Origin of the sequence: Rathayibacter sp. SW19 (assembly GCF_030866825.1) — a bacterium.
Lineage (GTDB): Bacteria > Actinomycetota > Actinomycetes > Actinomycetales > Microbacteriaceae > Rathayibacter_A > Rathayibacter_A soli.
In genome coordinates, this window is record NZ_CP133020.1 from 2,255,276 (window position 1) to 2,278,687 (window position 23,412).

Here is a 23,412-nt window from a genome sequence, read left to right on the forward strand (position 1 = left end):
TGACCGTGACTGAGTTGACCGTGACTGAGCGCGCTATGACTGAGCAGGCAGCAACTGGGCTGGTGGCGCATGGGCTGGAATAATCCGCCGATCCCCTGGTCGGAACTCGAACGGCGGCTCTCCGACCGCAGCCGGCCGGAAAAGCCGAATGAAGCGTTGAACGACGAGGGGCCGACCCGGGCGTCGAAACGACACGCCTATCAGGCGCAGCCGATCCACCCGGATGACGGCCCCTACGTGCCCTACGCCGAACTGCATGCGCACTCAAACTTCAGCTTCCTCGACGGAGCGAGCGACCCGGAGAAGCTGCTCGAGGAGGCCACTCGCCTGCGGCTGCACGCCCTCGCCCTCACCGATCATGACGGGCTATACGGCATTGTGCACCTCGCAGAGGCCGCGGAAGCCTATGGCGGGGCCGCAACCGACAACAACCCCGCGACCGACGACAACTCCGCAACCGATAACACCCCCGCGATCGCGACCCACACGGTGAAGACGGTGTTCGGTGCCGAACTCTCCCTGGGGCTGGGCAAGCCGCAGAACGGCGAAGCCGACCCGGAGGGCAGCCATCTCCTCGTGCTCGCCCGAGGCGAGGAAGGCTACCATCGGCTGGCCGGAGCCATCACGGATGCGCAGCTGGCCGACGGCGCCGAGAAGGGCCGCCCGGTCTACGACCTCGACGCACTGGCAGCGGGCGCAGCCGGGCACTGGACCATCCTGACCGGATGCCGCAAGGGCGACGTGCGCCGGGCACTGGTCGACGGTGGTGCGTCGGCTGCGGCCCGGGAACTCGATCGACTCGTCGACCGGTTCGGGCACGACAACGTCGTCGTCGAACTGTTCGACACGGGCGCACCGTTGGACAGCACACACAACGACGCACTGTTCGCGCTCGCACAGGAGCGCGGGCTGGTCTCGGTCGCGACGAACATCGTGCACTACGCCACCCCTGCAGAACACCGGCTGGCAGGGGCGGTCGCTGCGGTGCGCGCCCGCAGGAGTCTGGATGAGCTGGACGGCTACCTGCCGGCATCCGGAACCGCCCATCTGCGCAGCGGCGCCGAGATGGCCCGCGCCTTCGTCCGCTACCCGGCGGTCGTTGAGAACACCGTGGCGGTGGCGGATGCCCTGGCCTTCGACCTGCGCAGCGCCCGCCCGAAGTTACCGAAACTCGAGGTGCCGGCCGGCCACACGCCGATGAGTTATCTGCGCGAGCTTGTACGGCAGGGGGTCGCAACCAAATACGCGTACGAGCCGGACCAGGCCAAGGTCTGGGCGCGGATGGAGCAGGAGCTCACCGTCATCGAGAAGAAGGACTTCCCCGGCTACTTTCTGATCGTCTATGACATCGTGCAGTTTGCCCGCCGCAACGGCATCCTCTGCCAAGGCCGCGGATCGGCCGCGAACTCCGCGGTCTGCTACGCCCTGGACATCACCGCCGTCGACTCCATCGGTTACGACCTGCCGTTCGAACGGTTCCTCTCCAGTCTGCGGCCGGAGGAGCCGGACATCGACGTCGACTTCGACTCGAACCGGCGGGAAGAGGTGATCCAGTACGTCTTCAACAAATACGGCCGCCGCAACGCAGCACAGGTCGCGAACGTCATCAGCTACCGGCCGAAGAACGCAGTGCGTGACATGGCCAAGGCGCTCGGGCACAGTCCGGGGGCGCAGGATGCGTTCTCCAAGCAGGTTGAACGTTGGGGGCCGGGAGTCTCCCAGACCGACCTCGACATCCCGGCGCCGGTGGTCGAACTGGCGGGCGAACTGATGCGTGCCCCGCGGCACCTCGGCATCCACTCCGGCGGCATGGTGCTCACCGAGCGGCCGATCGGCGAGGTCTGCCCGATCGAGCATGGCCGGATGGAGAACCGCACGGTGCTGCAGTGGGACAAGGGCGATTGCGAGTGGATGGGCCTGGTCAAGTTCGATCTGCTCGGGCTCGGCATGCTGGCGGCCGTGCAATACGTCTTCGACCTGGTGGAGCAGCACTTCGGTGAGCGATGGGATCTCGCCTCCATCCCGAAGGAGGAGCCGGAGGTGTACGACATGCTCTGCCGGGCGGATGCGGTCGGCGTGTTCCAGGTGGAGAGCCGCGCACAGTTGGGCACGCTCCCCCGGTTGCAGCCGCGCCGGTTCTACGACCTGGTGATCGAGGTGGCGCTGATCCGGCCCGGTCCGATCCAGGGCGGGGCGGTGCATCCGTTCATCCGGCGCAAGACGGGCGTGGAGACGGTGACCTACCTGCATCCGGACCTGGAGCCTGTGCTGGAGCGCACGCTGGGCGTTCCGCTGTTCCAGGAGCAGGTCATGCAGATGGCGATGGCGGTCGGCGACTGCACCGGCGAAGACGCCGACCTGCTGCGCCGGGCGATGGGGTCCAAGCGCGGCATCGAGAAGATCGGCAGCCTGAAGGCCAAGATCTTCGGCGGCATGGCCAGACGCGGAATCTCCGATGAGAACGCCCAGCAGATCTACGACAAGATCGAAGCCTTCGCCAACTTCGGTTTCGCCGAGAGCCACGCCCTCAGCTTCGCCCTGATCGTCTACGCCAGTTCCTGGCTCAAATTGCACTACCCCGCCGCATTTCTGGCCGCACTGCTGCATGCGCAGCCGATGGGCTTCTACTCGCCTCAATCTTTGACAGCGGATGCCGTTCGGCACGGCGTCGAGGTGCGTCACGTGGACATCCTGCGCTCCGGTGTTCACGCAACGCTCGAGCCGCTCGTGGCGGGAAGCTCAGCAGTGCCTGGCGCAGCAGGCACTGCCGCAACCGTGCCTGCCGCAACAGCACCTCCCGCAACCGGGCAGGCGCGTTGCCTGGAGCGGGAGCAGCCGCGCGTGTCGGCGACGTTCGATCGGGCCGCACCGGACGCATCCGCTGCGCACCGCCGAGACGGCAACTACGCGGTACGGCTTGGGCTGGCCGCGGTGAGCTCGATCGGCGAGAAGCTGGCCGAACGTATCGTCGCGGAGCGGGAGGCCGGCGGAGACTACACGGACATGGCAGAGCTCGCGCGCCGGATCGGGCTGAGCGCGCCGCAACTGGAAGCACTGGCAGCGGCCGGTGCCTTCGAAACACTGGGATTGACCCGCCGCGAGGCGCTGTGGAATGCCGGTCCGGCGTCCCAAGAGCGTCGTGACTATCTGCCGGGGGTCTCCCTCACTGTGCAACCGCCGTTGCTGCCTGTGCTGACCGAGGCGGAGCAGACCAGCTACGACCTGTGGGCGACGGGAATATCCCCGGGCGATCATCCGATTCGTCATCTGCGCGAACCGTTGGCGGCGCGCGGGGTGCTGAGCACCGAGCAACTGGCGACGGCAGAGCCGGGCCGCCGGATCGAGGTCGCAGGGGTGGTCACGCACCGGCAGCGGCCGTCGACGGCGGGCGGAATCACGTTCCTCAACCTCGAGGACGAGACGGGCATGCTCAATGTGATCTCCAGCGTCGGGGTCTGGAACCGCTATCGACGGGTCGCCCGTGAGGCGCCCGCGATGGTGATTCGCGGCATCCTGGAACGCTCACCGGAGGGAGTGATCAGTCTAGTTGCCGACCGCTTCGAGCTGCTGCCGCTGGCCGCGCGCACCCGCAGCCGCGACTTCCAGTGAACGCCTGCCGAACAGCGTGGCATTCATGGGCATCACGTGGCATAATCAGATTATGGATGCCACGATTGTACTCGGCCAGCAGGGGCGACTGGTGATCCCGGCCGATATCCGAACCGCGTTGGGTCTGGAGCCGGGAGACCGGCTGCACCTGTCCGCGCGAGGATCCGCGCTGACTCTCGAGCGGCAAACCGACGCTGTCGCTGAGCTGCGTAAGTTTGCTGACGACGTGCCGAAGACGCGATCGTTCGTCGATGAGCTGTTGGCGGAACGCCGAGTTGCCGCGGCGAACGAATGATCGTGCTCGACGCATCAGCCGTGCTTGCGTTGATCCACAATGAACCAGGCGGCGATGTTGTTGCAGCCGAGATCAACGGGGCGGTGCTCAGCACCGCGAATCTCGCCGAAGTCGTCGGCAAACTGGTTGATGCCGGAGTCGACGTCAGGCGCCTGCGGGCATTGATCGCCGCCGCCGGAGTAACGGTTGAACCGCTTACTTCCGCTGACGCCGAACTCGCCGGAGCGATGCGCGCGCTTGACGGAGGGCGATCGCTCTCACTCGGCGACCGCTGCTGCCTGGCACTGACGATCAGAACAACGCCGTCAGAAGTATTGACCGCAGACAGGGCCTGGGCCGACCTCGATCTCCCGATCCGAGTGCGACTGATCCGATAATGGACCCGTTAATCGACCTCGCTGCCGCCACGGTCACGCCCTGACCGTGTGTCTGCTGCTCGATCAGGTCGAGGTCGACGCAAGGGCGCGAATCATCGCGCGAGGTCCAGTCACACTCGGCCGAAGTCGTCCTGGAGTCGCACGATGTCGTCTTCTCCGAGGTATTTGCCGAGCTGCACCTCGATGATCAGGAGCGGGTCGTCGTGGTCATTCACGATGCGATGCGGCTGGCCAATCGCGATGGTGACCGCCTCGCCGACACGCGCAATGACCGTCTGACCATCGATGACCGCCGACGCGGTCCCTGCGGCAACGACCCAAACTTCGGCCCGATGTTCGTGGGTCTGGTAGGACAGCCTTGAGTACGGCTTGACCTCGATCCGTTTGACTTTGAACCCTTCACGCTCATCGAGAATCGTCCAGGTTTCCCACGGGCGTTCGTCAGTCAGACCGATCACAGCTGCTCCCTTTTGCGCGTATAGAGACCAGCTAGCGTATGAACGATGCCCATGACCAGCAGCGTCCGCTGGGAGGCATATTCAATAGAGGAACGTTCAGCGGGCGCGGGCGAGAAGGGCTTCCGACCAGATGCTTTGGTGGTGCTTGGCGTAGTCGGTTGCAGCACGCCAGTGGTCTCCGTGACCGTCCGAGTACATCGACGCCCACGGTTCGCGGCCGGTATCGTGTGACGAATTCAAGAGTTCGAGCATGGCCGCAGCGCGACGATACATGGCCTTGGGCAGCTCGGCGCGCAAAGCGCGGTCTGCTCCATACCCGTTGACGAAGGCTACGAGGTTGCCTGCCGCCTCCTGGGGTGTTTGATCGGTGTTGGAGAGCGTGAATGCCTGAGCCGAGTACGCAAGGTCCCAAAGCCGAGTGCTCGGCGCGGCCGCATCCCAGTCGATGAAGACCCATCGATCCCCAATGATGAGATTCCAGGGTGCAAGATCGTTGTGGCAGATCAGCTCGGTGCCGGGTGCGGGGATAGCGGTGCTCCACACCGCTTCACCATCGGGGGCGAAAGTCTTACTCGCGTCGTGGATTGCACGCACCAGTGCTCCGACCCTGCCGAGCTGCGCATGCGTAAGCGGGGCTGATTCGAGCGCCAGTTGACCGGGGATGAATTCGGTGACCTGTCTGCCCTGCTCGTCTCGGCCGTAGACAGCCGGCACGTCAACTCCGGCCTCGCGCATGGCAGTCATGAACTCGAGCACACTCGGTGAGGCATCGGCCCACTGTTTACGCACAGTTGAGCCGATACGCACAACCGCACCGCTGGCGTTGCCCCCCGAGAGTAGTTGCTCGCCGTCCACTGATTGAGAATATCCTCCGGATCGCAAGCGAGTCGGTCCCCAAGCGGGAACCCTGCAACGATCAGGCTTGTCACACAGTGCCACGCACAGCGTAACGGTGCAAGGTCACGCCCTGATCGTATGTCTGCTGCTCAATCAGGTCGAGGTCGACGCGAGGGTGCGGATCGTCGAAGAGCGGTCGTCCCGTGCCCAGGATGACTGGATGCGTGAACAGCATCAGCTCGTCGATCAGGCCCGCGCGCAGTAGCTGCGTGGCCAGTGTGGCGCCGCCGACAGCGATGTCGCCAGTCGCATCCTGCCGCAGCGCAGCCAGCTGGTCGATCGCGTCGTCCCCGCCGACGATGCGCGTGTTGTGGGATGCCAGCGCCGATGTGAGCGTGCGGGTGCGCGACACCAGCACTTTAGGCATAGACGTCCAGATCTCGGCATACTCGCGCAGAAAGTCGGGAAGCGATTCGTTGGCACGGGCATCCGGCCAGAACGGGTCCATCATCTCGTAGGTCACGCGACCCTCGATCATCGTCGACACCGCGCGGGCTCGGGTGTTGAACTCCCGGTGCAGCGGTGCGCCGAGGCGCACCCAGTCGGGACCGCTCAGCTTGCTGTGATCGTCGGCACGCTGCTCGATCATGAGATCGAGTGAGACGTTCATCCAGTACACGAATCGCGCGCTCATCGGCACTCCTTCGGGGCGGATCGGCACCGGCCATCGTAAGCGTGTTCGGCATCGGTGGCAAGCATCGTGTCTCCTACCGGGGACCTTCACGTCGGGGTTTTATCGTTAGTGCTGCTCGGTCGCGATGTAGTTGCAGTTGTGCCGGGTCAGAGTAGAACGTGACGGAGGCCATCTTGTGGGTAACGTGCGAAGTCCGCGTGCCAGCGGCCGGCTTCATCGATTTGCCATGCCCCGGTCTCCAGTGCCCACGTCCACCAGTCGACTTGTTCAGCAATCGGCATCGATGGATAATCGGCGAGTGACCAACTCATCGGGTCGTTCATGTAGGTGAGTGGCGGTTGCCCAGGGGTGAGATTGATGACGTAGCCGAGATTTCCGATGAGCAGGCTCACGAACTTTCTGCTGGAGAATCCCGAGGTGGGGTTGGTGCCTTCGACGATGCCGATGAACTCATGCGCGAACTCGAGCGACCAGCCCAGGTCGCCGAACGCGCAGGGCGGGGTGAGGTATCGCAGCGGGTCTCCACCATACGACCCGCGGGCGCCGTCGACACCGTTGTGCCATTCCCACACGGCACGCGCCTCGTCCGGGAGTTTGACATCGTATTGGGCCTCGAGCTCGAGGGCCTCCCGTGGTGAGATACCCGGGCGAAGGTTCGCCACAACCGGCGCACCGAGGTTCCGCAAGGCGGCCTCGTAGCGTTCCAGCGCCACGGTGACGTCGTTCGCGGCCATCCGTTAGTGACCGTGGCAGATCAACAGTGTCGGAATCGTTGACGGCCGTGAAGAAATTGGTATTGACAAGAATGCGGCTCCCGAACTCATCTGACCGCTTGTCACGAACTTACTGTAACCGCTGCCCCATTGCAGGGGTGGCGGTGCCTGCGTAGGCGTCAGAACGGCCCGGCGTGATGCAGCAAACATCACACGCCGGGCCGTTCGCCTATCCGGACATCGTCAGCCTGACGCCGCCGACGCGCTCAAATCAAATCCCGCCCAGCAAAACCCAGTCGTCGCTGCCGCCGCGCTCGTCGGCACCCCACAAGACGCGCAACAGCAGGTCGAGCACCTCGGGTTCCTCGACCAGGACTCGGAAATGCTCGGCGACTTACGCATGATCGAGAGCGTGATGATCCCACTGACCGCGCGCGGCCCCGCCGGCCTGGAACGGGCTCAAGAGTTGCTGACCGCGCTGGCCGTCGACCACGTCGCGAACGCGTGGCCGCAATCCTGCTCCGGCGGCGAACGCCAACGCTGCGGCGTCGCCCGCGCCCTCATCATCAGGCCCGACGTGCTCAACCTGGACGAACCCACCGCAAGCCTGGACAGCCGCAACGCGCACCGCGTGCTCGACGTCCTGGCCGCCGCCCGCGACGCCGGCACCGCCGTCCTCGTCGCCAGCCACGACAACCTGGTCGTCGACTGGGCCGAGGACATCCTCACCATCGAAGGCGGACTGCGCGCATCCGCCACCGAACATAACCAGATGACCGCCGTTAGACGACCCTTGCTGTGCCCGACCGCGCGTTGATGGCGAAACCGGCATGCCACGGGCTGGCGACGTCGTTTTGATCGATATTCAACTCCCCAGACGGGTGAGCGAACGAAGCGTCATCGTCGGTAAGCTCGCGTGGCACCCGCGTAGCGGTGTGCAATACTCTCCTGCTTCTGGGAGTAGCCGGTATCGCCCGGCTACAGATCGAGGACTAGTGCGAGGGCGTCGTCGACTCGCTGTGTCTCGTCGATGGTCAGGAAGCCGACGGGTTCTGTAAGCCGGGTCAGGTCCACAGTCGCGAGTTGGTCGCACATCACCAGTGTCCGTTGATCGGCGATGATCACCGGCGGCCGGAAGCTGGTCTCTCGTGCGCTGGTGCTCGTGAACGCGACGATCCAGGTACTGAGCGTGAGCCAGGCCGGTTGCAACACGACCGCGTACCGCCGGCCCTTCTGCTCGTGGCCCTTACCGCGCGCCGGGAGCCGGTAGACCTCACCCCTCATGCAGCGCGGCCATCTCCTGCTGGATGGCCCTCACTTCGGCCAGGTCGGCAGGATCGTCCTTGATGGCGCGCGCCTCTTCTGCGGCAATCCTGCGACGTTCGTCGCGGTTCATCGCCTCCAGAGCGGCGACGATAACCTGATCGGCGCTCTCGTGGCGGGAGGCGCCGATCTTGAGGAGAAGGTCGCGAGTGCTGCTGCGCACTTTCACGGTGGTGGTATCGGCCATGACGCAAGTCTACTCATGGTAGACCGATCGTGGAAACGGCCATCCGCGGACAAGTCTCGGGGGACGTGGCCGGCTCGGGGCCTCACTCTCGTCAGCGACCATCATGTGGCGGCGCCACCAACCTCGCAAGAGCTCGGGAATGCTCGTCGCCCAGGACAGCACGCAGCACTGTGTCAGCCGCCGTGAGTTGATCTGGTGAGACGCGCGCGGCAAGGGCTGCATCGAGCTGGTCGATCACCCCGACGATCGCGTGCGCGAAGTCGCGGCCCCGGGACGTGAGCGCGATGTTGGTCTGTCGCCCGTCGCGGGCGTCTCGCTCGGCCGTTGCGTAGCCCCGGCCCTCGAGCCCGGTCGCCACCTTCTTCGCTGCCTGGCGGGTGACGCCCAGCGCTTCGCCGAGTCGGCCGATGGGCAGCGGCCTCCGAAGCAGCAGTCGCATGGCCAGGGCGTCGCTGCGCCGGTAGTCAGGATAACCAGCCTCGGCAAGAGCGCCGGCCAGCTGCTTCACCCAGCTTTGCCGGGCAAGGGCGAGCAGATCCCCGAATCGGTACGGAGGTATTGACGACGTACGCATCACGACGCACACTAGCAGATATGCAACCTAGTTACCTATCCAAATCGAGAATCGCGTGCGCTGCTCTGGCTGGCGTGGCGCTATATGTCGTGATTGATGTGCTGCTGGTATTTCTGCGACCGGAGTTCTCCGTATTGCACAACGCCGAGAGCGACTACGGCAGCGCCGGGTCGTGGGCCTGGCTGATGGACGTGAACTTCGTGCTGCGCTGCCTGCTGAGCCTCGCCGTCGTCGTCAGCCTTGTGACGGTCGACGACAAGACCCGCCGGTTGAGGGTGGCCCTTGTGCTGTTGACCGTGTGGGCCATCGCATCCGGGCTCCTCGCCATCTTCCCCGACGACCCGGCCGGCACGCTCGTGCGCGGCACCGGGCGCATCCACGTTGCCCTGGCTTTGATTGCCTTCCTCGCGGTGCTGGCTGGCACCATCCTGGCCACCTCAGCGCTGAGGCGGCGCCCGCGCTGGCACGCTCTGCGAATACCCCTGCTCATCCTCTCGTGGGGTGCGATCGTGCCGCTGCTGCTTCTCGGGCGCGCAGGGCTCCAGCCGGATTCGCTCGGCGGGCTCTATGAAAAGGTGTTCCTCGCCATGCAGTTGGCGTGGCTCGTGCTGGCCGCCCTGCCGGTCGCATGCCAGCGCGCACTGCAGCAGACCGAGACCTTGCACGAGACCGCCAGCATCGGCTGATGGCAACGCGCACTGGAGGCCAGGCGGCGCGAGTGGTCCCGAGCAGCGCGCGGGAGGCGCCTCACGCGAGGTAGGTGCCCAGTATCTCGAGCACGCCCCGGCTGCCCGCCTCGCGGTTTGGCCCGTCTGCCCAGAACTGGTCGAAGAAGACTCCGTGCTCGATCTGGGTGAGGCGGGTGCCGCCGTCGATCGGCTCGAATTCGAACGATGCCACCGACGTCGACATGTGCACTGCGTCGAGCCACATGTCGTAGGTGTTGACGATGCGCACGTGCTCGACGATGTCCGTGTAGGTGGCCTCGAACCGCGAAACCGGGCCGTCATGAAACATTCCGACGGCAACGTCTCGTCCGCCGACGCGGAAGTCGAATGCCCACTCACCGGGCTCGAAGGTGTCGCCGTCGCCGAACCATTGACGTTTCTGGTCGTCGATTGCGAAGGCATCCCAGACACGCTCGAGCGCAACGGGGTAGTCGCGGGTCAGGGTGAACCCCGCACGGGCGAGTCTGCGCTCGATCGTCATCGATACGTCCTATCGCGTGAAATTGACGTGGATAGTGCCGCTCTCGGCCACCTGGGTCGTCACGGCGTGAGTGCGCTCGAGTCCGCCCAGGTCGTCCCACAGCCGAGTCCCCCGGCCGAGGATGATCGGGGCGATCATGAGGTGCAAGCTGTCGACCAACCCGGCAAGCAGGAACGCGCGAGCGGTGCTGATACCCCCGCCGACGCGCACGTCCTGGCTGCCGGCGGCTGCTGTCGCCTCTGCGAGCACCTCCTGAATAGAGCCGTTGCGGAAATGGAACGTTGTTCCGCCCTCCATCGGAATCGGCGGACGCGAGGCGGTGTGGGTGAGCACGTAGACGGGGGTGTGGAACGGCGGTTGATCGCCCCACCAGCCCTTCCAGTCCGGGTCGTCCGGGTAGGAGTGCAGGCCGAACATGCCCGCGCCCATGATCTCCGCGCCGACGCCTTCGACGAACGCGGCGGCGTAACTATCGTCGAGGCCGGTTGTGCCGGCTCCACTGGTTTCGGCGAAGACCAGCTTGCGGAAGGTGCGGGTTGCAGTATAAGCGGCGGTGAGGCGTTCCCAGTCCTCGCCCATCGGACTTTCAGGGGTCGGCTCGGCGGTGGCGGCATAGCCATCCAGCGAGAGGAACAGGTCGGTGCGAACGCGGGTCATGTCACGCTTCCTTCGGTGTGGTTCGGGTCAGGTGGATGCCGAGCCGGTCGGCTTGGCGTTCTGCGGGGGTTCGTTGCTCGCTGAGCCACAGCTGCAGCACGTCGAGTGCGCTCGGCCTCAGGCTCACGGTGCGGACGCGTCCAGATTTCTGCGACGTGACCACTCCCGCATCCTCGAGGATGCGCAGGTGCTGCATGAGCGACGGCAGGGCCATCGAGAACGGTGCCGCAAGCTCGGACACAACGGCTGGAGACTTCGCCAACCGTTGCACGACGGCGCGCCGCGTCGGGTCCGCGAGAGCACGGAGCACGGCGTCAAGCTCGTCGTAATACTTAGGCACATACCTAATTATTCGTCACGTCTACGGATTCGTCAATCGGTTATTGTCACGGACGTGTCAAACTCCAGTAACGGTGTTCCTTCACGTTTGGATCAGCGATTGAGCCGTAGAACGCACGGTATATACTCACCTGCATCCGACCGAATCGCGAACGAGGAGCTTACATGGGCACCACTTCATCACTTCCACTGGACTCAGCTACGAACGGTGTCACGAACCCGCTCAACGTCGACAAACTCGACACGTTCGAACTCACCTCCTCGACCACTCCCGACGCCCAGTGGGTTGGTCAGTTCTTCGCTTACGGCGGGGCCGGGTCACAGGACTCTACGGTCATCTACTTCGCCATGCCCGAAGGCAAAAGACTCGGACGCCACACCGACACCGCTGAAGAGACTCAGTACATCATCCGCGGCTCCGGGGAGTTGCTTCTCGACGAGGGCGTCAAGCAGATCCGGGCCGGGGATGTTTTCGTGATCAAGCAGGGCACACCGCACGACCTGCGCAACACCGGGACTGGGGATTTGTCCATCGTCGCCTTCTTCCCCGCCGCGCAGGTCGAACAACACTGGACTGAGGACATCTGGGAGCCCGGCAACCAGAAAGTGACCGGTACACCCAATCGCTCGTAGCATCACCCGGATACCGGCGTCAGGCGATAACCACATGGGTGCAAGCGCTAGACGACACCTGCCGTGCCCAAGAGTGCGCCGATCGTGAACGTCGCGGCCAGCGCGAGCGCTCCGCCGATCACGACGCGGGCCATCGCACGGCCGCGCGAACTGCCGCCGATGTAGGCCGCGATGTTGCCGGTTGCGGCCAGAGCGATCAGAACAACGACGAATGTGACGGGCACGCGCCAGCCATCGGGCGGCAACAGGATCGCCAGCATCGGGAGGATCGCACCGATAGTGAACGCGATCGCAGACGCGAACGCGGCATGCCACGGACTGGCGACGTCGTTTTGATCGATGTTCAACTCGATCGAAAGGTGAGCGGACAAAGCGTCGTGGTCCGTGAGTTCGCGGGCCACCTGCGTCGCCGTTTCTTCGGTCAGTCCCTTCTCGCGGTACATGCCGACGAGCTCGGCGAACTCTTCTTCCGGCGTCTCCGCCAGCTCGAGTCTTTCCTTCTCGATGAGGGCGCGCTCGCTGTCTCGCTGACTGCTGACCGACACGTATTCGCCGAGCGCCATCGAGACGGCGCCACCGACTAGTCCGGCCAACCCGGCAGTGAGGATGGCGGCCGTATTGTTCGTGGCGCCCGCCACGCCGACGACGATCGCGGCAACGGAGACGATGCCGTCGTTTGCCCCGAGAACGCCGGCACGCAGCCAATTCAGGCGCTGTGCGATACCTTCTCGGTGTGGTTCATCCGGATGGGCTCCGATCGGGGCATCCTGGTCAATCGGCTCAGTCATCCCTCCATCAAACACCCACGAAAGCAGGTGTGCCAGCAAGCTGAGGCTGTGCTAAAGACCGTGCTCATGACCATCCAGCAGGTGCTGCCAACCGTCTCCGACTGCGTGATCGAAAATCAGCGTTGTCTCGGTGTGCGCGACAGCTGGATGCCCCGTGAGATAGTCGAGCACGAAGTCGCGCAACTCGCTAGCGTTGTGCGCTGCGACGTGCAGCAGATAGTCGTCCGCTCCCCCGGTGTGGAACATCGAGAGCACGCCCGGCCAGCTCGGAGCGGCGTCACGGAACGCGATCACCTGGTCGCGTGAATGTTTGACCAAACGCACCGCGATCAGCGCCTGCAGCGATGCGCCCAGCGCCGCCAGATCGATATCGAGACGGTAACCCCTCAGGAAGCCGCGTTCTTGCAATCGGCGCAGTCTCATGGACACGGTCGACTCGGCGACACCGATCGAGGTCGCCAGCACCGATCCGGATGCGCGGGCGTTCTGTGACAGTGCGCGGATAAGTGCGCGGTCGATCCTATCCAACTGGGCGTTCTTCGATTCGACGATGTCCACGCCACTCATGATCGCAGAATATTGGGCAGAATACAGTTGCTTCGAGGATGCTTACGCTCAGCTTGCTTCTTCCAGAAGAAACTGCTTGTCTCGGGGTATGACATCGACGTCTTCCCTTCATCTCAGCCCGCTCGAAAACGACGCGGTATCCCTCGAACCGCAGCGCGTGCATTTCGAAACACGCGCTGTCCACGCAGGCATGGACGGCCTGCGCGAGGCGGGCTCGCATGTCCCCGTCATCGATCTGTCTACGACCAACCCCCTGCCCGGTGTCGATGCCGGAGGCGACTCATATGAGAACCTGGCGAACGGTGGCACGCTGCACGCCGGTGATTCCGCCGTGTACCAGCGATTGTGGCAGCCCGGCGTCGCCCGATTCGAAGACGCTCTCGCCGACCTCGAAGGAACGGATGCCGCTGTCGCGTTTTCCAGTGGAATGGCAGCGCTGAGCGCGTGCTTGATTTCGATCGTTACGGCAGGCACTCCGCACGTCGTGGCGGTGCGCCCGCTCTACGGCGGCACCGACCACGTGCTCGACAACGGCCTTCTCGGCACGACCGTCACCTGGGCGAGCGTCGACGGAGCGTTCGACGGGATTGCACAGGCGATCCGACCGGACACAGGCTTGGTTGTCATCGAGACGCCGGCGAACCCGACGCTCGAACTCGTCGACATTGCGGCTGCCGTCGCGGCAGCGGGCGACGTTCCCGTACTCGTGGACAACACGTTCGCCTCCCCCGTGCTCCAGCGGCCAGCAGAACACGGCGCGACGCTTGTACTGCACAGTGCGACCAAGTATCTCGGCGGCCACGGCGACGTGATGGGTGGCGTCGTCGCGACGACTGACGCGTGGGCGACACGATTGCGTCACGTGCGCGCACTGACCGGTGGGCTGTTGCATCCGTTCGCCGCTTATCTGCTGCACCGGGGTCTGCGCACGCTGCCGATCCGAGTACGCGCACAGCAGGAGACGGCAGGTGAACTAGCCCGTCGCTTGCTTGGCCATCCAGCGATTGATCGGGTGCTGTACCCGGGTCTGCCCGGTCAGGACCCGCTCGGGCTGATCGGCCGACAGGCCGAGGGCGCGGGCTCCCTCATCTCGATCGAGCTGGCCGGCGGGTACGACGCCGCTGTGCGCTTCACAGAAGCATGCACGCTGGTCAGCCACGCCGTCTCGCTCGGCGGTGTGGATTCGCTGGTGCAGCATCCGGCATCGCTGACACATCGCCCGGTCGAGGCGAGTGCGAAGCCGCATCCTGGAGTCGTGCGGCTGTCGATCGGCCTTGAGCACGTCGACGACCTCGCCGCCGACCTGATGGCCGCGCTGGATGCGGCCGGTGCGCCCAACTGAGTTCTAGTGCTGGCCCATGCGCTTGCGCAGCAGGTCGATGCGCGACTGCAGTTGTGTGACGCTCGCCTGCGCTACGGCCGGCCCGCCGCAGACCCGCCGCAGTTCAGCATGCACGAGTCCGTGCGGCTCTCCTGAGCTTTTTGCGTAAAGCCCGACCAGGCTGTTGAGCAGGCTGCGCTGTTCTTTGAGCGTTCGATAGAGCGGCGCAGGCGGATGCGCGGCCCCTTCCGGCGCACTCCCCTGCGGTCTCGATGCCGCACGCCGTGACTGGCGGGCCTGACGCTGCTGCAGTAGCTCGTGCACCTGCTCGGGCTCCAGAATGCCGGGGATGCCGATGAAGTCGAGCTCCTCGTCGCTACCGGGCTCGGCATACCCGCCGAATTCGTCGCCGTTGAAGAGCGCCCGGTCGAAGTTCGCCTGTGACCCGAGGGCCTCGAATGCGAACTCTGACTGCAGCGCTTCGGATGCCCGCTCGTCACGGTTGGCCTCGGCCATCATCGCGTCTTCGGGGTTGTACAGACCGTCCTGGTCGGTGGACACCCGATCGAGCGCGTGATCGCGTTCCAGCTCGAGTTGCGCTGCCAGTGCCATCAGACTCGGCACGTTCGGCAGAAAAACGGATGCTGTCTCGCCGCGCCTGCGCGCTCGCACGAATCGTCCGACCGCCTGGGCGAAGTACAGCGGCGTTGACGCGCTCGTCGCGTACACACCGACAGCCAGTCGCGGCACATCAACACCCTCGGAAACCATCCGCACGGCCACCATCCACCTGCTTGTGCCCCGCGCGAACGATCCGATCCGGTCGCTGGCCTCCTTCTCGTCGGAGAGCACGACCGTGACCCTCTCGCCGCTGATCTCCTGCAGGATGTCCGCGTACGCGCGTGCCGCAAAGTGGTCGGTTGCGATGACCAGGCCGCCGGCATCCGGAATCGACTGGCGCACCTCGCTCAGCCGCCGATTCGCCGCCTGGAGTACAGCCGGGATCCACTCGCCCTTCGGATCCAGCGCCGTGCGCCAGGCTTGAGCAGTGATGTCCTTCGTGTTGCCCTCGCCGAGGCGGGCCTCCATCTCGTCACCGGTCTTTGTGCGCCAGCGCATGTGCCCGGCGTAGACCATGAAGATCACCGGTCGCACCACACCATCGCTCAGCGCACGACCGTAACCGTAGCTGTAGTCGGTCTGCGAGGTGCGGATGCCCTGCTCGTCCTGCAGGTAGGTCACGAACGGGATCGGAGCGGTGTCGGAGCGGAATGGCGTGCCGGTCAGCGACAAGCGCCGGGTTGCCGGCTCGAACGCATCGCGGATGGCGTCGCCCCAGCTGAGCGCATCTCCCCCGTGATGCACCTCATCGAGGATCACCAGCGTGCGAAAGGTCTCGGTCAGCTCGCGGTGCAGACTCGCCCGAGTGGCCACCTGAGCGTATGTGACTGCGATGCCTTTGAAGTGGCGACCGTAGCGCTTGTCCCTGTTCTTGAACGCCGGATCCAAGCGGATGCCGACCCGCTCGGCGGCATCCGCCCACTGCCGCTTGAGGTGTTCGGTCGGTGCGACGACGATGACGCGTTCGATCACCCGGCGCGCGATCAGCTCTCGCGCCAAGCGCAACGCGAACGTCGTCTTACCCGCTCCGGGCGTAGCGGCCGCGAGAAAGTCTCGCGGTTCGTGCAGGAAGTAGGCGTCGAGTGCTTCGGCCTGCCAGGCGCGCAACTTGCTGGCCGTACCCCACGCCGCACGTTCCGGGAACGATGGAGACAGGTGCTCTGCGGCGAACGAGCCGACCATCGGCGTGGCGGGTGTCGTACCGCTCATCGGGATTCGGTCGCTGGAAACGGGTAGGCCGAACGACTCGTCGGGAACGGATGCTGCGGTACTCACTTGGAACCACATTACCGGCGCACGTCGACAGGGTGCAGTCCCGGTGGTCGAGTAACGCATGAGCGCAGCGAGGGAGCAGTCCCGGTGGTCGAGTAACGCATGAGCGCAGCGAATACGTGTATCGAGACCTGACTGTGTCGTGCGGATGGGCCCTTGGTCTCGATACGCCGGCTCGCTGCGCTCGCTGGCTACTCGACCAGCGGGGTGGTACGCCGGCTCGCTGCGCTCGCGGACTACTCGTCCAGCGGGAGGAGGCACTCGTGCAGAATAGAGCAATGACCGCAGAGCATCCCTGGTCCCGGTACGTTGCCATCGGCGATTCGTTCACGGAGGGCATCGGAGACCCTGAACCGGGCAGCCCCGGTGGCTATCGCGGCTGGGCCGACCGCGTTGCCGAGGTACTCAGTCAGAAGACGGATGATTTCGCGTACGCGAATCTCGCGGTGCGCGGCAAGCTGATCCAGCAGATTGTCGACGAGCAAATCGATCCGGCATTGCGCTTGCGGCCCGACCTCATCACGATCTCGGCCGGCGGCAACGACGTGATCCGGCCGGGAACCGACCCCGATCTGATCGCGGCGAAGTTCGACACCGCGGTTTCGCGACTGGCGGTCGACGGCGCGACGATCGTCGTGTTCACGGGAGTCGATGTGGGATTCTCTTCGGTGTTCCGTGGCATCCGCGGCAAAGTCGCGATCTACAACGAGAACATCCGTGCGATCGCGAAACGCTACGACTGCATCGTCGCCGATCAGTGGTCACTGACCGAGATCCAGGATCAGCGGATGTGGTCGCCCGACCGGTTGCACTTGGCGCCACTCGGCCATCACACGGTTGCGCGCATGGTGCTGTCCGCACTGAACGTGGAAAATGACTTGCAAGCGCTCGAGCCGGAGCCGCTGCCGCCGCAAACCTGGCGAGGAGCGCGAGCGGAAGACCTGACCTGGGCGCGCGAGTATTTGGTGCCGTGGGTGCTGCGGCGAATCCGTCATCAGTCCTCCGGCGACAACGTGGCTGCCAAGCGGCCAGAGGCTGTGCCGTTTGCGCAGCGCCGCGGGTAGCGGCCACACATCGCCGGCTCAGCCGAGCAGCGCGAACGGATGGGTGAAACGCCACCAGAATCCGGGACCGGGAACCGCGTGTTTGAGTGTCAACGGCTTTGTGACGGTTGTCTTGCCGACCGTAAAGGTTGCGGTCCCGACCGTGTCTCCTGCTGCGGCAACCGTCACCGGGCGTGCCGTCGTACTAACCGTGATCGGAGTGTCAGACCAGACCAGCGTCGATGAGGGTGTCGGCGACACGACGGTGGCTTTCGCGCCCCACGGTGTCGTGTAACTGCCGAAGGTCATTCCTGCCCCGGTCAGCGGCACGGAATGGAAACCGTCCTTCGCGCTGGCCAGCAGCGGCGGCACCGTGCTCCACAGTGCGCCGTACGACTGCTCGTTCAGAACGACGCCGACCAAGGTCATCGTCTTGCCGCCGACCTCAGCCTGCGCGGAGAACATCAGACAGTGGCCGGCCTCATCGGTGAAGCCGGTCTTGATCCCGTCGATGCCGTCTTTGCCGAGCAGCGCGTTTCCATTGTCTTGCGTGCCTGCTCCGGGCAATGTGACCGTCTGCGTTTTCACGATGGTCGACAGCACCGGATTGGCAAGCACGAGTTTGCCGATTCCGACCAGATCGGATGCTGTGCTCACCGTTCCTGGATCAAGCCCTGACGGGTCTGTCAGGTGCGTGCCGTTGAAACCGTGCGCTTTCAACCAACTGTTCGCCGTGGTAAGAAATCCGGCGACGCTACCGTGCGACCAAATGGCCAGCGAGATCGCATAGTTGTTTGCGCTCGGCAACAGCATTGCCTCAAGCGCCTGCTTCTCGGTCAGCTGTTCACCGGCGACGACAGGGGCCCACGATCCGCCCTCGGCGATCACCTGATTGAAGATCTGAACATCTGCGCTCGTGAACGTGATGGTCGGTCCTTCGGATCCGGCTGGGATCGGCTTGGCGTCGAGCACGACCAGCGCGGTGATTGTCTTGGTCATGCTGGCGATCGGCACGCTCGCCGTCGATCCGTTCTGCGCGAGCAGGCCGTCGTAACCGACTGCGCTGATGGCCGCGCTTCCGACGGCGGGCCAGGCGGGCTTCGCGGCGGACGATGCGATGGTGTGGGTCGGGTGCAGTGTGGCCGCGGAGGCTGGAAGCGGCGCGAGCATGACCCCCAGGCTGTAGGCGGCACTGAGCAGCAGCACACCGAGTACACCGAAGACGACGATCCGGCGGCGGCGATAGACGGAGCGTCGGTCGGGCGGAGTCTGCACCTGCACATGATATTCACTGTGCTGATGCGAAGTCTGAGTCATACGTGGACGCGCAACGCATACAGCGCGACCGCGCTTGCGGATGCGACATTCAGCGAGTCGACACCGTGCAGCATCGGAATGGTGACGACCGTGTCCGCCGCGGTAATCGCCCGCCGGCTGAGGCCGTCACCTTCTGTGCCGAGCACGAGCGCCACCTTCTCCGGCGGGTCCGCCGCAAACGAGTCAAGCGACACGGCGTCATCGGCGAGTGCGAGCGCCGCGATGTGAAAGCCTGCGTCATGCAGAATGCCGGCCGCCTCGCGCCACTCGGGAAGCCGCGTCCAGGGCACTTGCAACACCGTGCCCATGCTGACGCGAACGCTTCGGCGATAGAGCGGGTCGGCGCAGCGCTGGGTGACGAGCACAGCATCCGCCCCGATGCCGGCTACGGCGCGGAAGATCGCGCCGACGTTCGTGTGGTCCACGACATCCTCGATGACCACGATGCGTCGGGCCCCCTCGATCGCTTCGGGAACGCTCGGCAACGGCGGCCGGTGCATTGCGGCGAGCGCGCCCCGGTGCAGGTTGAATCCGGTCAACGTCTCGAGAAGCGCGGACTCCCCCACGTAGACCGGAACATCATCGTAGGCGCCGAGGAGTGGCACGATATCGCCCAGCCAGCGTTCGAGAAGGAGAACGGAGCGCGGCCGATGCCCGGCGGCAAGGGCTCGCATGATGACCTTGGTCGATTCCGCAATGTACAGTCCGCCGACCGGTTCACTGATACGGCGCAGTGCAACGTCGGTGAGGCGCGAATAGTCCGCGAGCCCCGGCTCATCGAGGCTCTCGATCCGGATGATGCGCACGCGCTTCCCTTCAGTTCTTGCAGTCCGCCCGGGCGGGTGCGTTCCTAGACTGCCAGGGTTCGGAAACAAATCGGAAAACTGGGGCGTTTACACTCACGAACACGCGGGCGGTTTCCACGCCGCGGAAAGTGATGCAGCATGAAAGCCGATGACGTGACGATCTTGATCGATGACGAGCTTCCGCCGGCGCTCGAAGAGCAGCTCGACGAGGTGGTCGCCGCCATCTCGGACCGCCCGCTGGTCGCTCTCACCGGTGCAGGGATCAGTACAGATTCGGGCATCCCCGACTATCGCGGCGAGGGCGCACCGAAACGTACCCCGATGACGATTGCACAATTTCTGCGCAGCGAGCGAGCACGTAAACGCTACTGGGCGGGTAGCCACCTCGGTTGGCAGCGGTTCAACTCGGCGCGCCCGAATAGCGGCCATCGCGCCCTAGTGGAATTGGAAAGAGCAGGAATATTACGCGGCGTGATCACACAGAACGTCGACGGGCTGCACACGGCGGCAGGGTCTCGACGGGTGGTACCGCTTCACGGAACCATGGACCGAGTGCTGTGCCTGGATTGCGGACAGGTGTTCGCTCGCGAGGACATTGCCGCGCGCATCGATGCCGCGAACCCGTGGCTCGCCCGCAGCGACTCTGCTCAGGACGTCAAAATCGCACCGGACGGCGACGCCGACGTGAGTGACTTCGACGACGTCGTGCTCCCCGTCTGCACAGTATGCGGCGGAACGCTGAAGCCCGACGTTGTGTTCTTCGGCGAGTTCATCCCGACAGAGCGCTTCGCTGAGGCGAGTTCGCTACTGGACGCATCCGGAGCACTCCTGGTCGCCGGATCGTCGCTGGCCGTGAATTCGGGCATCCGCTTGATCGAACAGGCGCGCCGCAAGCGGATGCCGATCATCGTGATCAACAGAGGCGCGACGAAGGGCGACAGCAGGGCCACCGTTAAGCTGGACTCAGGAACATCTCAGACGTTGAGCGCGCTCGCTGCCCGCCTGTCGGCCTAGCTGCGCGACGCTGGGGTTCCACCAGCGGAAGGACCAGCGTGACCAGACTCTCCCTCGTTCGGCATGGACAGACGGACTGGAACCTTGCGCGCCGCATTCAGGGCACGAGTGACATCCCTCTGAACGCGACAGGGCGAGAGCAGGCGCGGGTGACCGCTGCCGCACTGGCGCTGCGCAACTGGGACGGCATCTACGCGAGTCCGCTGTCACGGGCGATGGACACCGCCCGGATCATCGCGCAAGCCAGCAAGCTCGCTGACCCGCAACCGATACCGGAGGTCACGGAGCGACACTATGGCGAGGCCGAGGGGCTCACCGGCGAGGAGATCCTCGCACGTTTTCCCGAGGGAGTCGCCGTGCCGGGCAGGGAGACACGCGACGAGGTTGTGGCCCGGGCCCTTCCGGCTCTGACCGAGCTGGCCGGGAACAACCCCGGCCGCAATCTGATCGTGGTCAGTCACGGCGGTGTGATTGCATCGCTGGTCCGCGCCCTCACCGACCATGCGCTGCCCGGGCCGGGCGAGGTCATCCCGAACGGATCTGTGCACGATTTCGTGTATCGCGACGGCCGGCTGGCCGTCGAGCACTTCAACCTCAGCCCGGAAGACCACGACCTGTTCACCGCGGTTGTGTCGTAGCGCGGTGGTGTCGTAGCGCTGTGGTGTCGTAGCGCTGCGATGTCCTAGCGCTGCGCGGCAATGGGCGCGTTCAGAGCCGCCTTCGCCCGCTGGCGCGACTGACGGTTGCAGTGAGGACCGTGAGCAGATGTTCCGCTGACCCCGCCCAGGTGAACCTGCTCGCGACAGCGACCGATCGTGCCGATCTCGCCGCCCATTCCGGGCTGTCTTCGAGCGAGCGGATGGCGCGTGCAAGTTCTTCTGCACTCCGCGGCTCGAAGAACACGGCTGCGTCTGCCCCGATCTCCCGAAAGATCGGGATGTCGCTGACGACAACGGGGGTCCCCAGCGCCATCGCTTCAACGAGCGGGATGCCGAATCCTTCGTCGAACGACGCCGTCACCAGCGCGCGCGCCGCAGCGAGCTCCTCCTGGTACTCCGCATCGCTTGCACCGTTGTGGAAGACGAGGGCGGCGCCAGGGGCGATCGCCTGCAGTCGGGCCTGCTCGGCATCGGTCGCTCGGCTCATCAAGTGCAGCCGGTACCCGGGAAGCAGCGCGAGCGCGCGCACGATGGTCTCCACATTCTTGTACGGCATGAACGAACCCATGTACACCAGCGAGTGGGACCTTGGCGCCGTGCGATCGGCGGCCCGCTCTGCCAGTGCAGCCGTCGGCGCGTCGGCCGCATTGCTGACCACGTGCACGGGGCGCCTGGTCAAATTGTGTTCGCGGATCAACGCGCGGGTGGTCTGCGAAACCGTGACGACGGCATCCGCACGATTCAGCAGCAAGCGCTGCGGCCACCACGCCAGATGATAGAGCCGCCAGAGAAGGCGGATCGGCCAGGCAAGGTCACGGGGTGGCGTGCGATTGCGGTAGTAGATCAAGTCGTGCACGGTCAGCACGAGTTTGTAGCGGCGCCCGGCAGAGCCCATGGTCTGCATCGGCGTGAACACGACGTCGGGGCGCAATTTGTTCACCTGGTAGGCGACGAACGGCTCACGGATGCTTGTCGGCGCGCTGACGATTTCCCACGGCAGGCTCGGTAGGAGCTCCAGTTGCCGGTGATCGCTGATCAGCATCGTCACCGCATGGAGCTTCGCCAACTCGGTCACGATACCGGAGGTGTAGCGGCTGATGCCGTCGTGCCGGCCGATCCGGGTGTACCGGCAGTCGACGACGATTCTCATGCTGCCGCCTTCATGCGGGTTCCTCTGCACCCAGGAAGTCCGTGATCAATTCAGCCGCTTGCGCGGGTGCTTCGTAATGCACCAGGTGGCCGACGCCATGGATGATCTGCAGCGTCGCATCCGGAAACAGTGCGGCAAGCCGGTATTGGGCGGCGATCGGGGTGATGTCGTCCTTGTCTGCGGCGATCAGCAGTGTGTGCCCCGGGATCCGCGCAGCGAATTCGCTGACGTCGTTGCTGACGGACGCTGTGAACGCCTCGAGCACGACCCTCCGGTCTGAGAACGCACTGAAGTAGCGGTCGTGCTGATTGTGGATCCACCGCCGCAGTGCCGGGTCCTTGGTCTTGGCCATCGTGACGCTCATCACCCGAACGATCACCCGATTGCGCAGCAGTGCGAAACCAACACGCTCGGGCAGTGCGGAAGCCAGCCAGTAGTAGAACACGGCGAGCCGGGTCAAGATGCCGCGCGGACCGGACAGCGCCGGCGCTGCGATCGGGTTGATCAGAACGACGTCCTCTGGAATCAGTGCGTCATCGGCCGGCACCTGATCCGCGAGGGCCGCGGCAACCACGATCGAGCCGAACGAGTGGCCCAGAACAACAAGTCGCCCGGTCACATGCAATTCGGCAACAAAGGCTCGCAGCCAGGCGGCGTAGCCATGGATATCGTGTGTTGACGACAACGCCTCCGATTCGCCGAACCCTGGCAGATCCGGGCAGATCAGTCGGTATCCAGACAGCTGTGCGACGATCGGCTCGAGTCCGTGATGGTCGCCGCGGAAGCCGTGCACGACCACTATCGTCGTCGCAGCGGCCGAATCGCCGTACTCCCAATAACGGGTTTCCCGATCGTGAACGGCGAGTGATCGGGCGCGTACCGGGACGCTTTCGAGCTGAGCTGCGTATGGTGAGGGCACGATCATCACGCTCAAGTGTATGCAGCGCGC

27 protein-coding genes are annotated in these 23,412 nt (G+C 64.9%); 10 read left to right on the forward strand and 17 right to left on the reverse strand.

Features of this window, described 5'->3' with window-relative positions; all coding sequences use genetic code 11:
• The first annotated feature begins 69 nt into the window (after positions 1-69).
• The 3 genes from QU604_RS10385 to QU604_RS10395 are packed head-to-tail and all read left to right on the forward strand — an operon-like array spanning position 70 to position 4,281.
• A complete protein-coding gene (locus QU604_RS10385; RefSeq protein ID WP_308468728.1) occupies positions 70-3,609 on the forward strand; it encodes an error-prone DNA polymerase in 3,540 nt (1,179 codons plus the stop codon).
• A 52-nt stretch (positions 3,610-3,661) separates the two neighbouring features.
• Positions 3,662-3,904, forward strand: a complete 243-nt coding sequence (locus tag QU604_RS10390) for an AbrB/MazE/SpoVT family DNA-binding domain-containing protein (protein WP_308468729.1) — start codon at positions 3,662-3,664, stop codon at positions 3,902-3,904.
• The gene (locus QU604_RS10395; protein WP_308468730.1) at positions 3,901-4,281 is read left to right on the forward strand and encodes a type II toxin-antitoxin system VapC family toxin; all 381 of its coding nucleotides are present in this window, start codon (positions 3,901-3,903) and stop codon (positions 4,279-4,281) included. Before QU604_RS10390 ends, QU604_RS10395 begins: the two co-directional genes overlap by 4 nt.
• Before the next feature lie 110 nt (positions 4,282-4,391).
• Here the strand turns inward: QU604_RS10395 and QU604_RS10400 are convergent, their stop codons facing one another.
• The 4 genes from QU604_RS10400 to QU604_RS10415 all read right to left on the reverse strand — a co-directional run bounded on the left by QU604_RS10400 (position 4,392) and on the right by QU604_RS10415 (position 7,004).
• Positions 4,392-4,739, reverse strand: coding sequence for a phosphomannose isomerase type II C-terminal cupin domain (locus QU604_RS10400; protein WP_308468731.1), 348 nt, complete (start codon positions 4,737-4,739; stop codon positions 4,392-4,394).
• 96 nt (positions 4,740-4,835) lie between these two features.
• Positions 4,836-5,594 (reverse strand): phosphotransferase, encoded by a 759-nt coding sequence (locus QU604_RS10405; protein ID WP_308468732.1) that lies wholly within the window; start codon positions 5,592-5,594, stop codon positions 4,836-4,838.
• A gap of 70 nt (positions 5,595-5,664) precedes the next feature.
• Positions 5,665-6,270, reverse strand: coding sequence for a dihydrofolate reductase family protein (locus tag QU604_RS10410; RefSeq protein WP_308468733.1), 606 nt, complete (start codon positions 6,268-6,270; stop codon positions 5,665-5,667).
• A 146-nt stretch (positions 6,271-6,416) separates the two neighbouring features.
• Positions 6,417-7,004: an SMI1/KNR4 family protein gene (locus tag QU604_RS10415; protein ID WP_308468734.1), complete on the reverse strand. Its 588-nt coding sequence runs from the start codon at positions 7,002-7,004 to the stop codon at positions 6,417-6,419.
• A gap of 187 nt (positions 7,005-7,191) precedes the next feature.
• On the opposite strand from QU604_RS10415, the gene QU604_RS10420 reads away from it, so the two are divergent.
• Positions 7,192-7,800 (forward strand): ATP-binding cassette domain-containing protein, encoded by a 609-nt coding sequence (locus tag QU604_RS10420; protein WP_308468898.1) that lies wholly within the window; start codon positions 7,192-7,194, stop codon positions 7,798-7,800.
• A gap of 161 nt (positions 7,801-7,961) precedes the next feature.
• Here QU604_RS10420 and QU604_RS10430 read toward each other — a convergent pair whose 3' ends face one another.
• The 3 genes from QU604_RS10430 to QU604_RS10440 all read right to left on the reverse strand — a co-directional run bounded on the left by QU604_RS10430 (position 7,962) and on the right by QU604_RS10440 (position 9,067).
• Positions 7,962-8,267, reverse strand: a complete 306-nt coding sequence (locus QU604_RS10430; protein ID WP_308468735.1) for a type II toxin-antitoxin system PemK/MazF family toxin — start codon at positions 8,265-8,267, stop codon at positions 7,962-7,964.
• Complete coding sequence (locus tag QU604_RS10435; RefSeq protein ID WP_308468736.1) at positions 8,257-8,493, reverse strand: hypothetical protein; 237 nt, start codon at positions 8,491-8,493, stop codon at positions 8,257-8,259. Before QU604_RS10435 ends, QU604_RS10430 begins: the two co-directional genes overlap by 11 nt.
• 91 nt (positions 8,494-8,584) lie before the next feature.
• Positions 8,585-9,067 carry a MarR family winged helix-turn-helix transcriptional regulator gene (locus QU604_RS10440; protein WP_308468737.1) on the reverse strand — a complete coding sequence of 161 codons (483 nt, stop codon included), beginning with the start codon at positions 9,065-9,067 and terminating at the stop codon, positions 8,585-8,587.
• 20 nt (positions 9,068-9,087) lie between these two features.
• On the opposite strand from QU604_RS10440, the gene QU604_RS10445 reads away from it, so the two are divergent.
• Positions 9,088-9,753, forward strand: a complete 666-nt coding sequence (locus tag QU604_RS10445; protein ID WP_308468738.1) for a DUF998 domain-containing protein — start codon at positions 9,088-9,090, stop codon at positions 9,751-9,753.
• A gap of 61 nt (positions 9,754-9,814) precedes the next feature.
• Here QU604_RS10445 and QU604_RS10450 read toward each other — a convergent pair whose 3' ends face one another.
• From QU604_RS10450 to QU604_RS10460, 3 genes are read right to left on the reverse strand one after another with little or no spacing between them, the layout of a single operon-like run.
• Complete coding sequence (locus QU604_RS10450; protein ID WP_308468739.1) at positions 9,815-10,276, reverse strand: SRPBCC domain-containing protein; 462 nt, start codon at positions 10,274-10,276, stop codon at positions 9,815-9,817.
• Between the two features lie 9 nt (positions 10,277-10,285).
• On the reverse strand, positions 10,286-10,933 hold the full coding sequence (locus tag QU604_RS10455; RefSeq protein WP_308468740.1) for a dihydrofolate reductase family protein: 648 nt from the start codon (positions 10,931-10,933) through the stop codon (positions 10,286-10,288).
• Between the two features lies 1 nt (position 10,934).
• Entirely contained in the window at positions 10,935-11,273 is a 339-nt protein-coding gene (locus tag QU604_RS10460; RefSeq protein WP_308468741.1) for an ArsR/SmtB family transcription factor, read from the reverse strand.
• Between the two features lie 164 nt (positions 11,274-11,437).
• On the opposite strand from QU604_RS10460, the gene QU604_RS10465 reads away from it, so the two are divergent.
• Positions 11,438-11,905, forward strand: a complete 468-nt coding sequence (locus QU604_RS10465) for a cupin domain-containing protein (RefSeq protein ID WP_308468742.1) — start codon at positions 11,438-11,440, stop codon at positions 11,903-11,905.
• 47 nt (positions 11,906-11,952) lie between these two features.
• Here the strand turns inward: QU604_RS10465 and QU604_RS10470 are convergent, their stop codons facing one another.
• Both QU604_RS10470 and QU604_RS10475 read right to left on the reverse strand, forming a co-directional pair.
• Complete coding sequence (locus tag QU604_RS10470) at positions 11,953-12,693, reverse strand: VIT1/CCC1 transporter family protein (RefSeq protein ID WP_308468743.1); 741 nt, start codon at positions 12,691-12,693, stop codon at positions 11,953-11,955.
• A gap of 51 nt (positions 12,694-12,744) precedes the next feature.
• Positions 12,745-13,260, reverse strand: coding sequence for an Lrp/AsnC family transcriptional regulator (locus tag QU604_RS10475; RefSeq protein ID WP_308468744.1), 516 nt, complete (start codon positions 13,258-13,260; stop codon positions 12,745-12,747).
• Between the two features lie 88 nt (positions 13,261-13,348).
• Between QU604_RS10475 and QU604_RS10480 the strand changes: the two genes are divergently transcribed.
• Positions 13,349-14,602, forward strand: a complete 1,254-nt coding sequence (locus QU604_RS10480; protein WP_308468745.1) for a trans-sulfuration enzyme family protein — start codon at positions 13,349-13,351, stop codon at positions 14,600-14,602.
• 3 nt (positions 14,603-14,605) lie between these two features.
• On the opposite strand, the gene QU604_RS10485 is transcribed toward QU604_RS10480, so the two are convergent.
• Positions 14,606-16,411 carry a DEAD/DEAH box helicase gene (locus tag QU604_RS10485; RefSeq protein WP_308468899.1) on the reverse strand — a complete coding sequence of 602 codons (1,806 nt, stop codon included), beginning with the start codon at positions 16,409-16,411 and terminating at the stop codon, positions 14,606-14,608.
• A gap of 341 nt (positions 16,412-16,752) precedes the next feature.
• On the opposite strand from QU604_RS10485, the gene QU604_RS10490 reads away from it, so the two are divergent.
• Positions 16,753-17,538, forward strand: coding sequence for an SGNH/GDSL hydrolase family protein (locus QU604_RS10490; RefSeq protein WP_308468747.1), 786 nt, complete (start codon positions 16,753-16,755; stop codon positions 17,536-17,538).
• Between the two features lie 18 nt (positions 17,539-17,556).
• On the opposite strand, the gene QU604_RS10495 is transcribed toward QU604_RS10490, so the two are convergent.
• The gene (locus tag QU604_RS10495) at positions 17,557-18,792 is read right to left on the reverse strand and encodes a D-alanyl-D-alanine carboxypeptidase family protein (RefSeq protein ID WP_308468748.1); all 1,236 of its coding nucleotides are present in this window, start codon (positions 18,790-18,792) and stop codon (positions 17,557-17,559) included.
• A gap of 38 nt (positions 18,793-18,830) precedes the next feature.
• Positions 18,831-19,640 carry a TrmH family RNA methyltransferase gene (locus QU604_RS10500; RefSeq protein ID WP_308468749.1) on the reverse strand — a complete coding sequence of 270 codons (810 nt, stop codon included), beginning with the start codon at positions 19,638-19,640 and terminating at the stop codon, positions 18,831-18,833.
• A gap of 138 nt (positions 19,641-19,778) precedes the next feature.
• Between QU604_RS10500 and QU604_RS10505 the strand changes: the two genes are divergently transcribed.
• Together QU604_RS10505 and QU604_RS10510 are read left to right on the forward strand one after the other, a co-directional pair.
• Positions 19,779-20,654, forward strand: coding sequence for a Sir2 family NAD-dependent protein deacetylase (locus tag QU604_RS10505; protein ID WP_308468750.1), 876 nt, complete (start codon positions 19,779-19,781; stop codon positions 20,652-20,654).
• 38 nt (positions 20,655-20,692) lie between these two features.
• Positions 20,693-21,292 (forward strand): histidine phosphatase family protein, encoded by a 600-nt coding sequence (locus QU604_RS10510; RefSeq protein WP_308468751.1) that lies wholly within the window; start codon positions 20,693-20,695, stop codon positions 21,290-21,292.
• A gap of 70 nt (positions 21,293-21,362) precedes the next feature.
• Here the strand turns inward: QU604_RS10510 and QU604_RS10515 are convergent, their stop codons facing one another.
• Together QU604_RS10515 and QU604_RS10520 are read right to left on the reverse strand one after the other, a co-directional pair.
• The gene (locus QU604_RS10515) at positions 21,363-22,463 is read right to left on the reverse strand and encodes a glycosyltransferase family 4 protein (protein ID WP_308468752.1); all 1,101 of its coding nucleotides are present in this window, start codon (positions 22,461-22,463) and stop codon (positions 21,363-21,365) included.
• 10 nt (positions 22,464-22,473) lie between these two features.
• Positions 22,474-23,388 carry an alpha/beta fold hydrolase gene (locus QU604_RS10520; RefSeq protein ID WP_308468753.1) on the reverse strand — a complete coding sequence of 305 codons (915 nt, stop codon included), beginning with the start codon at positions 23,386-23,388 and terminating at the stop codon, positions 22,474-22,476.
• Positions 23,389-23,412 lie beyond the last annotated feature (24 nt).